At 47.7% G+C, this 12,139-nt stretch carries 8 protein-coding genes; 4 read left to right on the top strand and 4 right to left on the bottom strand.

Annotation, left to right across the window (positions count from 1 at the left end):
- Positions 1 to 234 precede the first annotated feature (234 nt).
- Entirely contained in the window at positions 235 to 1,464 is a 1,230-nt protein-coding gene (locus AYJ58_RS19730; protein ID WP_198555530.1) for an endonuclease/exonuclease/phosphatase family protein, read from the bottom strand.
- A 744-nt stretch (positions 1,465 to 2,208) separates the two neighbouring features.
- Between AYJ58_RS19730 and AYJ58_RS19740 the strand changes: the two genes are divergently transcribed.
- The 4 genes from AYJ58_RS19740 (at position 2,209) to AYJ58_RS19755 (ending at position 6,702) form a co-directional block, all read left to right on the top strand.
- A complete protein-coding gene (locus AYJ58_RS19740; protein ID WP_106651400.1) occupies positions 2,209 to 2,928 on the top strand; it encodes a hypothetical protein in 720 nt (239 codons plus the stop codon).
- A gap of 19 nt (positions 2,929 to 2,947) precedes the next feature.
- Positions 2,948 to 4,321: a magnesium transporter gene (gene mgtE, locus AYJ58_RS19745; RefSeq protein WP_106651401.1), complete on the top strand. Its 1,374-nt coding sequence runs from the start codon at positions 2,948 to 2,950 to the stop codon at positions 4,319 to 4,321.
- A 309-nt stretch (positions 4,322 to 4,630) separates the two neighbouring features.
- Positions 4,631 to 5,719: a methyl-accepting chemotaxis protein gene (locus tag AYJ58_RS19750; RefSeq protein ID WP_106651402.1), complete on the top strand. Its 1,089-nt coding sequence runs from the start codon at positions 4,631 to 4,633 to the stop codon at positions 5,717 to 5,719.
- Between the two features lie 209 nt (positions 5,720 to 5,928).
- Positions 5,929 to 6,702: a substrate-binding periplasmic protein gene (locus AYJ58_RS19755; RefSeq protein WP_106651403.1), complete on the top strand. Its 774-nt coding sequence runs from the start codon at positions 5,929 to 5,931 to the stop codon at positions 6,700 to 6,702.
- 59 nt (positions 6,703 to 6,761) lie between these two features.
- Here the strand turns inward: AYJ58_RS19755 and AYJ58_RS19760 are convergent, their stop codons facing one another.
- From AYJ58_RS19760 to carA, 3 genes are all read right to left on the bottom strand, one after another.
- Positions 6,762 to 7,496 (bottom strand): RluA family pseudouridine synthase, encoded by a 735-nt coding sequence (locus AYJ58_RS19760; protein WP_106651880.1) that lies wholly within the window; start codon positions 7,494 to 7,496, stop codon positions 6,762 to 6,764.
- A gap of 144 nt (positions 7,497 to 7,640) precedes the next feature.
- A complete protein-coding gene (gene carB, locus AYJ58_RS19765) occupies positions 7,641 to 10,865 on the bottom strand; it encodes a carbamoyl-phosphate synthase large subunit (protein WP_106651404.1) in 3,225 nt (1,074 codons plus the stop codon).
- Between the two features lie 27 nt (positions 10,866 to 10,892).
- Entirely contained in the window at positions 10,893 to 12,068 is a 1,176-nt protein-coding gene (gene carA / locus AYJ58_RS19770) for a glutamine-hydrolyzing carbamoyl-phosphate synthase small subunit (protein ID WP_106651405.1), read from the bottom strand.
- Positions 12,069 to 12,139 lie beyond the last annotated feature (71 nt).

A 12,139-nucleotide genomic window follows, 5' to 3' on the forward strand; every position in this document is an offset into this window, starting at 1 on the left:
TACCCAATGTCACCTAAGTGCGAGTACCGAACGCGCTGCAGCGCTTATTTACCATCATCCACGGGTTGCCGATCATACCTTATTTTAACGGTTAATTCTGAATGATATTCATGCGAAATGATGTTGGAATGGTTAATGAAACAACGATAACAAAACCGTAGCGAGAAGATGCCTGCACGATAAAGACAACTGACATGATTGAAATAAAACGAATTAATCAGTAAACACGAGAACTTAGCTACGTAGCGCTAACTCAACAATGACGGGCGCATGGTCAGTACTGTAGGCATCGCGTTCATATTCGGGTCTGACTAAATGCCTGTCGCAGGTTTGATAATCCACCACTTGGGCTAAACTGCGGCCATGGCTCGCATCGAACTCGCTCGAAAGCAAAATATAATCCAGCACAGAACCTTTAGGGCCATAGTAATGGGTCGCCGCTCTGTGTTCCCTATGGTAAGCGGTATTACCCGTCAAACTGCCCTGCTGATTGGCATTGATAAATAGGTTGGCCTCGATAAATAACTCATAGGCATCCTTAAGTTGATATTGAGCAAACACCGCCGCTAACGCCGCATCCGATAAATGCCCAAGGCCCGCAGCTTTTATGTCATTACTGTGGATACTCTCGCCCTGTATTGTTAGCGCATCTAAGGCGCCCATTGTCAGGCTGTCATTAAAGTCGCCCATCACTATGACGGGATATTTAGATGCTTGTCTACGTACTAATATGCCATTGAATAATAACGCAGCTTCCGCGCCGCGCTGCATGGTGGATGCCCAGCGGCCTAAAGCTTGCTCTGTGAGTAATTGGGTTTCTGAATGCAGTTTTATGCTCGCTGCGGGCGCCGAGTTATCGAATCCTAGGGGCTGATTTTCAAATCGCTTAGGTTCAATTAGCTTAGGCTCGAGGGCTAATCCGGCGCGTTTTGATTTAAAGTGCACCACATAAAAATCACACTTACCAATGTGTGGCACCTCAATGGTTGCGCGCAGCACCTTACGGCTAAAGGCAAATTCACTCGATAATCCCATTGCTGCCACTAAGCGTGCATCTGGTTCGACACTGCTGATTTCCACTATGGGATACCGGGACGCAAGCGCAACCACAGGGCTACGATAAATATAATCACTGATAAGCGTGGGCGCATCGACGACAGCAAAATGCGCTAGCCCTTGCTCGCTGGCGATTCGTTTGAGTGGTTCAGGGCTGAACACTTCTTGAAATCCGACAATATCGGGCTGGCGATGGGTGAGAAACTCACTCAGCCATTGGCACTTTTTCTGCCACTGACCATGGCTATAGATATTTTCAAAGTCGTAGTAAGCCAAAGGCGGCTCAATAAAGTTAAACAGATTGATACTGGCGATTTTGATATTGGCGACTCTCATCTGTTCGATGTCATTATGTTCAACAGCCGCAGCCATGGAGTCCAACCCATCCACATCGATATTGTATGCCACGGCTTAATACCTCCAAATCTGAATACGGCGACCGGTCTTAATTTGTCAGAGAGATCAGTTTGACTCACAGGAACTGACACAACAAGGGTATACCCGATGCGCATCAATGCCAAATAATCCATTTGAGATAAGGTGTTAGCCAAACTCAATCGACGCATCAATATCCGATACCTGATATCCGATAATAAAGATTAGACACCTCATAGAGTCAGCATCACAGCCAACGCCCATAAAACAAATCAACAACAAGCATCTGCACATAAATCCACCAACCAGCCCAATAACCATACACAAACTCAAGCAATACCATAATATTTACATCTGATTAAAATCTAAATTTAAACAAAAACATAGGTAACGATTTGTGCGGTTGACTTTCACTTTTGGCCCATTAGAATGATGGCGACTTTTAATCATTGCGGAGACCCACTGTGGGCACACACATAAGCGACAGTAGACGCCCTGTCCAAAAGACAGGATTTAACGCCTAGCACTAGCCCGCAATTTTTTTGCTGCTACCTGCTAAGCAGGGTAGTAGCGTGAACCATTCTTCACTCCGCCTCCCCCAAATATCAAATACAAACCATAAAGCCTGAGCCTATGGCTGCGCTTTCGCCATTCCAGCATATTCGCTGGGGTTCAGTTATGGGTATTTTTTGCATCTCAAAGCACGTTTTTTGCCTCAGTGGACTTCGTTTTCCCTATGGATTAACACCTAAGGGTTTACATCTGAGGAGCCTAAATATGGCTTACATAAACAACACAGCAATTTTGCGGTCTCTATCCTGTGCAAGTATCAGTTTGTACTACAGCATGAGTGCGGCGGCATCACACCTCGAAGTGGATGACCCCGCTCTCGCGGAGCACTGTGAATTAGAAATGGGCTGGCAACAACCTAGGTCGGATCATGCTAGCCCACAATTTAACGCTGCCACGACTTGCAGCCGCAATCAATGGGAATGGCACTTAGGTTTAGCGTCCAATGCCAATGACGCTATTCGTGAGGAGCAAGCTGAAGTCGGTATCAAGCTACCGCTCAACTTAAGCTCTTACTCAGATTCAGGTTCGGATTCAGATCGGCAGCAGAATGATTGGCACAGCGCAGTGGTGATCAACTTGCAGAAAAACCTCGATATCGGCAACGGATTTACCACCGAAGCCTTCGGCATTATGGGCAAAACCTTAGGCGATTCCGATGTCAGCCTGTATGCCAACTTAGGTTTCACCCATGAATTTAATCAATCGACCCAATTACTTGCGGGTATCGCGGCGGCCTATGAAATCAATAGCCATCACCGCGTGATAGCTGAGCTTTATCAAAAAGAGTTGAGCGAAGCTGCCTATCAGTTCGCCTATCAACACACGCCGCAACGACAGCTACAGCTGGAATTGAGCTTAGGCAATGCCCTTAGTGGTAACGCGCTGCAACTTGGCGCAGACATCACTTTTTACTTTGGTCACTAGATCGTTGAGAGAATGAACTATGAACATGAATAACAGCACAAACAACACCAAAAAAATCATCCATAACCTGCAGATGATTATCGAGCAACGCAGTGCCAGCGCCATGGCTGAATTAGCCGAAAAGCGCCATCCTGCCGATATCGCTGCCGTTTTTAACGTCTTTAATCAAGCTCAACAAGTCCTATTGTTGCAACTGGTCTCACCTAAGGTTTGCGCCAATCTGTTTCGCTACCTGACCGACGAATTGCAGGCGAGCTTAGTTCAGCAGCTAGACAAAACCACGCTATCTGCGCTGCTGGTGCACATGGCGGCCGATGAACGTGCCGACCTTTACAATCTGCTCGATGAAACCCAGCAAGCGGCAATTTTACCTGCGCTAGCATTGGCCAAAAGGGAAGATATGCGCACCCTCGCCGCCTATGACAAGGCGAAGGTTGGCGCTGTCATGACCTCGGATTACACATTACTCAATAGCCGCCATACTGCGGCAGAAGCCATTGATACCCTACGCACTGAGGCCGCCGATAAGGAAACCATTTATCAAACCTATGTGGTTGATATGTTAGGCCGCTTAATTGGTACTGTGTCGTTAAGGCAGCTATTGCTGGCGCAGCCACACGAGCGAGTGGTCGATTTTATGAAGCCCGATCCCGTCGCCCTCGATGCCAATGCCTTTCGTGAAGAAGCGGTGCAAATGATCGCCCATTACGACTTAATGGCGCTGCCTGTAGTCAATGGCAAAGGCCAGCTTGTCGGTATCGTCACCTATGATGATGCTATGGATATTGCCAGCTCACAGGCGGATCTTGAGTTCACAAAAACCGCGGCCATAGGCAATATCGACCATAACCTTAAGACCGCTAGCATAGGTTTGCTTTACCGCAAGCGCGTGGTTTGGCTGGTAATCTTGGTGTTTGGTAATATCTTCTCAGGAGCGGGTATCGCGTTTTTCGAAGATACAATCGCCAGTTATGTGTCCTTGGTCTTCTTCCTACCGCTACTGATCGATAGCGGCGGTAATGCGGGATCACAATCGGCGACCTTAATGGTACGCGGTTTAGCCACGGGGGAAGTGGTACTCAAGGACTGGCTATCTATGTTAGGCCGTGAGTTATTTGTCGCCGGATTATTAGGTGCCAGCATGGCGGCGGCAGTGTCCTTGCTAGGATTTTGGCGTGGCGGGCCTGAAATCGCACTGGTTGTCGCGCTCACTATGCAAATCGTGGTGATTATTGGCAGCTTGATTGGTATGTCTCTGCCCTTCTTACTGAGCAAATTGAAGATGGATCCTGCGGCGGCGAGTGCGCCACTCATCACCTCCATCGCCGATATCATAGGCGTGCTGGTTTATTTCAGCATTGCAACTATGGTGCTCGACTTACCCATGCCATAGGCATGCAATAAAGCCTTCATAGCGCTAATCAATAGCGATAAAACCTCAAAGTGAACCAGCTCAGCTGACTTGACCCAGTTTTCAATGTTAGCTTGGTTCACTTTTCATTCAAAAAATAGGGTTAATTTGCGCCAACGCATTAAAGCGACAAAAACTCTAAAAAAATTAAGAATAAAGCGCAAGGATCAGTTAATATTTCAACACCCAAATGGTTTTACTTTTTATTAACATTGCAATATTTACCGCTGAGCCCAGTCACTGTAAATCGATAAGCAATAGCCATAGTCCTTGCGACGTTAGAGGTTTTTTATGTGGTTTAATTCCCAGCTCAAAGCTGAAAATAAGGCGCTTAAAGAGCGGCTTATCCAATTAGAACAACAACGCCAAAATGAAATCGATGAACTGCGTGGCATGATCCGTGAAAATGAGACTATGCAGCAGCAATCACGACAAAATGCGGATCACTACACTGAGGTCATTGCCTGCCAAAACCAAGGTGGAGACATGCTCAATGCGGTGCGCGAAGGATTAGCCAACAGCGCCGAATTACTTACCGCTGAACAAGATTCACTGTCAGAGCTCGATAAGATTTTTGATCAAACCCGCATCGCCGTGGCAAGTTTAGGCACTAGGGCGACTTATATTAATGAGCAAGCGTCGAGCAGTATGAAAGCCGTTACTGAACTAGATGCGACGACCTCTTCAATTAACCAATTTGTCGCCGCGATTCAAGGCATCTCAGAACAAACAAACTTGCTGGCATTGAATGCCGCCATTGAAGCCGCTCGCGCAGGCGAAGCGGGACGCGGTTTTGCTGTGGTTGCCGATGAAGTACGCCAGCTTGCCAGTAAAGCCCACGAAGCCAGTAGCCACATTGAAAAACTCGTAAAACAAATCGTTATTCAAGCGGCAGAAATTAAAGAAATTGTCCATAACAATCAAAGTAGCGCTATTGACGTGGCCAGCTCTTCTACCCAAATCGGCCAAGTGGTCGAGGATGTACTGAATCGTTCAAAGCAAATGCAGCAGGTTATCCATAACGCTGCTACCGCGTCATTCTTAAATACCACTAAGCTCGACCACGCGGTTTGGAAAAGCAGTGTTTATCAATTAATTGAAAAACCACAGCATAATCACAGTGTAAACTCTCACACTGAGTGCCGTCTCGGACAATGGTATTTCAAAGGGTTTGGGGCTGAGAATTATCAGCATTTGAGTAACTTCAAAGCCTTAGATGCACCACATAAAGCGGTGCACGAAGCGGGTAAAGCCGCACTCAATGCCAGACAAAAAGGTAATTTACCTGAGATGGTCAAACAACTACACTCAATGGAAGACGCCAGTATGCGCGTTGTGCACTGTATTGATAATCTGATGCGCGATGTCTATCGCGCCTGATGTTTTCTAACAGGCTGCAGTCGCATTGATAAAACCTACCTAAGAGCGCCATATTCGCGCTCTTTTTTATCGTTAAAAACGATATAGTAAATTTCATCTTAGAAAATCAACCCCTAGCTATACTTGATTTGAACACAGCGTTCATCTTTAATCGTTTTAAGAGCAAGCAGTGAGACTCAATTATAACGTTCTAATCTTTAGGGTTATTAATGAAATTAGTCACAAACTTTTTGCTATCACTTATCCTCTGCTGCGCTTTCTCCCTGAGCGCACAGCCGCTAAACATCTATACGGAAGAATGGTCACCGATCAGTTTTTCTGTTGATGGCAAACCTGCTGGTTTAGCAGTACAAGTCGTAGAAGAAATTCAAAAACGCATCAAGAGTCCAGATCCAATTAAAGTCGTACCTTGGGCTCGCGGCTGGAAAATGTTGACCGAGCAGCCCAATACTGTGTTATTTACTATGACGCGCACCGCAGAAAGAGAACAGATGTTTACTATGATTGGACCTGTTGCTGTCGGCACAACCAATTTTTATGCCTTAAAAAATAGCGGTATAAAAATTACCTCAATAGAAGATGCTAAAACGGCGAAGGCAATTGGTGTCTATCGTGCCTCAGTGGAAGAGCGCCTATTGCTCGAACTGGGATTTACAAACGTTGCCGCCTCATCCGCGCCCTTATTGAGTGCAAAACAACTGATGAAGCACCGTATCGACCTTTGGTGTAATGCCAATCTCACCGCGCCGAATATTTTATCGGATGCGGGTGCAAGCATTGATGATGTAGAGTCCCTGTTCACGATCAGCGCTAACCATCTGTATATTGCCTTCTCACAAGGCACGCCCAATGAGGTGATCGAGCAGTGGAAAAATGCCCTAGAAGCGATAAAAGCGGATGGCACCTTCAAGGCGATTTACCATACTTGGCTCCCCAACGATGCGCCGCCCATGCAGACCGAACGTATCGGGCTAGGTCACTAAACCCATTGTTCTAGGTCTTAAGTGCTGAATGCTAAACTCTATGACTCTTCAGCAAGCACTTAGAAATGACACTCGCAAAGCCAGTCGATGCGCTCCCCCGTAATAGGATGATTAAATACTAAGCGGGTCGCATGTAGCATTAATCTGCTGTTACTCACTCTCTTAGTCATGTCTGGATCAGCTGCATCGGCGTTATTAGCCACACTCTCACCCACGCCACCATAGAGATCGCATCCCAGAATCGAGTGGCCAAATTGCTGGCTGTGGATCCGCAGTTGATGGGTTCGGCCGGAAACAGGGGTAAATTCGACCCGCGTGGCAAAAGGGTCGGTTAACCGCTCAAGCACCCGATATTCGCTGATCGCAGGTTTACCTGTACTGTGGCAAATCTTTTGTAGCGGGAAATGGTCACTATCTTTAGCGATCGGCAAATTTATCACCCCGCTGTCAGCGGCGATATGTCCGTGCAACAAGGCGGTATAACGCTTCTCGACCGTGCGTGCCTGAAACTGCTTGGTCAGCAAGCCATTCACGCTTTTATTCAGCGCCACCAGCATGATACCCGAAGTGCCAAAATCGAGCCTGTGCAGCAAAGTGGCCGTCGGAAAATCCTGCACTAAGCGATAATGCACTGAGTCGAGATTCAGCGGATTCTTTCCCGATAAACTCAATAATCCACTCGGCTTATCAATCAGCAGAATGTCGCTATCTTGATAGAGCACGCGTATTTGCCCGTGGCAAGGCGGCGCAATAAACGTATCAACTTTAGTAGGACTAGCGGCTGGCGCAGGCATAATTTTCTCAGGCAACATAAATAGAAGATAAAAAGAGTTAAGTCATACTCAAAACAAACTCAGTAAAACAAACATTGGCCTAAATAATAAGGCCGCATAACCTAAGTTATGCGGCCCTCTAACTCACGACATTAACGCTATGGCTTATTTAGCCAATACGCGTAAATGCAGTTCTTGTACTGACGTCACATTAGTACGGTCATCAGCGGCATGGGCCATACACGTGGCGAATGCAGCGTTCATGGTCGTGGTGTAGTTCACTTTGTAACGCAGTGCACCGCGGCGCAATTGACGAGAATCTTCAATCGCTTGGCGGCCTTCGGTAGTGTTCACGATATAAGTGTATTCACCATTCTTGATGCGATCGAGAATGTGTGGACGACCTTCGTGTACCTTGTTCACTAGACGTGGGTTGATACCCGCTTCGCCAAGGATAATCGCAGTACCGTGAGTAGCATCGATTTGGTAACCGAGCTCGATGAGCTTAGCCGCTAAATCGGCAACGCGTTTCTTATCGCTGTTACGCACAGACAATAACGCACGACCCGACTTAGGCACTTCAGAAGTGGCCCCTAACTGCGCCTTGGCATAGGCTTCGGCGAACGTATCGCCCACGCCCATGACTTCACCGGTAGAGCGCATTTCTGGGCCTAACAGTGGGTCAACACCCGGGAACTTGTTAAAGGGCAACACCACTTCTTTCACTGAGTAGAAAGGTGGGATCACTTCTTTAGTGAAGTTTTGCGACGTTAAGCTTTGACCCGCCATCACGCGCGCGGCAATCTTAGCTAAAGGCACACCGGTCGCTTTAGACACGAATGGCACAGTACGGGCAGCACGTGGGTTAACTTCAATCATATAGATTTCGTTATCTTTCACGGCGAACTGTACGTTCATCAAGCCAACAACACCGAGTTCCATCGCCAACTTACCGACTTGCACGCGCATACGATCTTGGATTTCTTGGCTTAGCGTGTATGGCGGCAGCGAACAGCCTGAGTCACCTGAGTGAACACCCGCTTGCTCGATATGCTCCATAATCGCGCCAATCACCACGATTTCACCGTCACATACTGCGTCGATATCCACTTCAATCGCATCATCTAAGAAGCGATCGAGTAATACTGGCGACGCGTTCGATACACTGACGGCTTCGTTGAAGTAACGCAGCAAATCTTGCTTGTCGTAGACGATTTCCATCGCGCGGCCGCCCAGTACATAGGATGGACGCACAACTAACGGATAACCGATACGCTCGGCGGCAATCACAGCACCTTCAACCGTAGTCACGGTATCGTTTTCAGGCTGTTTCATCTCTAAGCGTTGAATCGCTTGCTGGAAACGCTCACGGTCTTCGGCGCGGTCGATGGCGTCAGGGCTAGTACCAATGACAGGTACGCCAGCGGCTTCTAAGGCACGGGCCAATTTCAATGGTGTTTGACCACCGTACTGCACGATAACGCCTTTTGGCTTCTCGATGCGGACGATTTCTAGTACGTCTTCCAGTGTGACGGGTTCGAAGTATAGACGGTCAGACGTGTCGTAGTCGGTTGAAACGGTTTCAGGGTTACAGTTGACCATGATGGTTTCATAACCGTCTTCACGTAGCGCTAACGCCGCGTGTACACAGCAATAATCAAATTCGATACCTTGACCGATACGATTTGGCCCGCCACCTAACACCATGATTTTGTCGCGGGTCGATGGGTTAGCTTCACATTCTTCTTCGTACGTTGAGTACATGTAAGCGGTATCGGTAGCAAACTCAGCGGCACAGGTATCCACACGTTTGTAGACGGGGTGCAGGTCAAACTTATCACGCAGCTTACGCACTTCGGCTTCGTTCACGCCTAATACATCGGCCAGACGCGCATCGGCAAAACCTTTACGTTTCAGTTTGCGTAGTAAGTCATGGTCCAGACCAGCCAGCCCAACTTCAGCAACCACACCTTCGAGTTTGATCAGCTCTTCAATTTGCACCAAGAACCAAGGGTCGATATTGGTCAGCTTAAAGATTTCATCTAAGCTCAACCCCGCACGCATCGCATCGGCGATGTACCAAATACGGTCGCAACCTGGCTCTTTCAGCTCGTGACGAATACGTTGCATTGCCTCAGGTTTTGCCATATCTGTGATAGGGTCTAAACCGTTACGGCTAACCTCTAAACCACGTAAAGCTTTTTGCAATGACTCTTGGAAAGTACGGCCAATCGCCATTACTTCACCCACAGATTTCATCTGAGTAGTTAAGCGATCGTTAGAACCAGCAAACTTTTCAAAGTTAAAGCGTGGCACTTTAGTCACAACGTAATCGATAGCAGGCTCGAATGACGCTGGCGTGCGACCGCCCGTGATGTCGTTCATCAGCTCATCAAGGGTGAAACCCACCGCTAACTTAGCGGCGATTTTCGCAATCGGGAAGCCCGTTGCTTTTGATGCTAATGCTGAAGAGCGCGATACACGTGGGTTCATCTCGATGATAACCATACGGCCATCTTTCGGGTTAATACCAAACTGTACGTTCGAACCGCCCGTCTCAACACCAATCTCACGCAGTACGGCCATAGAGGCGTTACGCATGATTTGGTATTCTTTGTCTGTCAGGGTTTGTGCTGGCGCAACTGTGATAGAGTCGCCCGTGTGCACACCCATAGGATCGAAGTTTTCGATGGCGCAAACGATAATGCAGTTATCGTTGCGGTCACGTACCACTTCCATCTCGTATTCTTTCCAACCAATCAGTGATTCGTCGATCAGCAGTTCATTCGTTGGCGATAACTCTAAGCCCTGTGAACAGATCTCTTCGAACTCTTCCTTGTTGTAGGCAATACCGCCGCCCGAGCCACCCATAGTAAAGGATGGACGGATAATACAAGGGAAACCCACTTGATCGAGTACGCCGTAAGCTTCTTCCATATTGTGGGCAATGCCCGCACGTGGACAGTCAAGACCGATACTTTTCATCGCTTTATCAAAGCGGCTACGGTCTTCAGCTTTATCGATGGCATCGGCAGTCGCGCCAATCATCTCGACGTTAAATTCTTTCAGTACGCCTTTAGCTTCGAGTTCTAATGCGCAGTTCAGTGCGGTTTGGCCGCCCATGGTTGGCAGAATCGCGTCTGGGCGTTCTTTAGCAATAATGTTACGGACCACTTCCCAGTGAATCGGCTCGATATAAGTGGCATCGGCCATTTCTGGGTCAGTCATAATGGTGGCAGGGTTAGAGTTCACCAGAATGACACGGTAGCCTTCTTCACGCAGCGCTTTACACGCTTGTGCGCCAGAATAGTCAAATTCACATGCCTGACCAATCACGATTGGGCCGGCGCCTAGGATAAGAATACTCTTTATATCTGTACGTTTTGGCATTGCTTCTCTCTTCTCCTAGCTTGCGTATTACTTAGCGTTCTGACGTTTCGTTACAAGACGATAGTGTTCGATTAGCTCGATAAAGTGATCGAACAGCGGTGCGGCATCGTTCGGGCCTGGACTCGCTTCAGGGTGCCCCTGGAAACTGAACGCGGGCTTATCAGTAAGATGAATACCTTGCAGTGAACCATCAAACAGCGACTTATGCGTCACCTTAATGTTGGCGGGTAAGGTCGTTTCATCTGCAGCAAAACCGTGGTTTTGGCTGGTGATCATCACATTACCTTGCTCGATATTGCTCACTGGGTGGTTTGCACCGTGGTGGCCAAACTTCATCTTTAAGGTTTTTGCGCCTGAGGCCAGAGCCAACAACTGATGACCTAAACAGATACCGAAAATCGGTGTGTCAGTTTTCAGAATTTGTTGAATCGCTTCAATCGCGTAATCGCATGGTTCTGGATCGCCAGGGCCGTTCGACAGGAACACACCATCGGGATTCATCGCTAACACGTCGGCGGCAGAGGTTTTAGCTGGCACAACAGTGACGTCACAGCCGCGGTCCACTAACATACGTAGAATGTTTTGCTTAACGCCGTAGTCGTAGGCGACTACTTTGTATTTAAGCTCATTTGCTGGCGTATCTGCAGGTAAACCGCCGACTAAACGCCAACTGCCTTTGCGCCATGTGTAGGTTTTATCGGTTGTGACTTCTTTAGCGAGATCCATGCCTTTTAAACCGGGGAAGGCTTTGGCAGCGGCGAGCGCTTTGGCTACGTCTAAGTCTGCACCTGCCATAATACAACCGGCTTGTGCCCCTTTTTCACGGAGAATACGCGTTAACTTGCGGGTATCAATATCTGCTATGCCAACGACATTGTTCGCTTTGAGATAATCACTTAAGCTTTGTTGATTACGGAAACTACTTGCGATGAGCGGAAGATCACGAATGATAAGACCACAAGCGTGAACCCCATCGGATTCAACATCTTCATCATTGGTACCAGTGTTGCCTATGTGTGGGTAGGTTAATGTTACAATCTGGCGTGAGTAGGATGGATCAGTTAAAATTTCTTGGTAACCTGTCATGGAAGTGTTAAAAACAACTTCACCAACAGAGAGACCATCGGCACCAATTGCTGTGCCAGAGAATACAGTTCCATCTTCGAGTACGAGTAAGGCAGACTTTGTCAACGCGACCTCCATAAAGAGCCAAGCCACTGAAATATAATGTTTTTTGTGTTATGTTAAGATACCAATTTCCGCTAATTTACGAA

It is taken from the genome of Shewanella sp. Pdp11 (assembly GCF_002838165.1).
Taxonomy (GTDB): domain Bacteria; phylum Pseudomonadota; class Gammaproteobacteria; order Enterobacterales; family Shewanellaceae; genus Shewanella; species Shewanella hafniensis.

What these genes read in the sequence shown, in the direction of transcription:
- mgtE (WP_106651401.1), top strand. Translation starts at nt 2,948, where the DNA reads ATGAACATGAATAACAGCACAAACAACACCAAAAAAATCATCCATAAC.
- AYJ58_RS19750 (WP_106651402.1), top strand. Translation starts at nt 4,631, where the DNA reads ATGTGGTTTAATTCCCAGCTCAAAGCTGAAAATAAGGCGCTTAAAGAG.
- AYJ58_RS19740 (WP_106651400.1), top strand. Translation starts at nt 2,209, where the DNA reads ATGGCTTACATAAACAACACAGCAATTTTGCGGTCTCTATCCTGTGCA.
- carB (WP_106651404.1), bottom strand. Translation starts at nt 10,865, where the DNA reads ATGCCAAAACGTACAGATATAAAGAGTATTCTTATCCTAGGCGCCGGC.
- carA (WP_106651405.1), bottom strand. Translation starts at nt 12,068, where the DNA reads ATGGAGGTCGCGTTGACAAAGTCTGCCTTACTCGTACTCGAAGATGGA.
- AYJ58_RS19760 (WP_106651880.1), bottom strand. Translation starts at nt 7,496, where the DNA reads ATGCCTGCGCCAGCCGCTAGTCCTACTAAAGTTGATACGTTTATTGCG.
- AYJ58_RS19755 (WP_106651403.1), top strand. Translation starts at nt 5,929, where the DNA reads ATGAAATTAGTCACAAACTTTTTGCTATCACTTATCCTCTGCTGCGCT.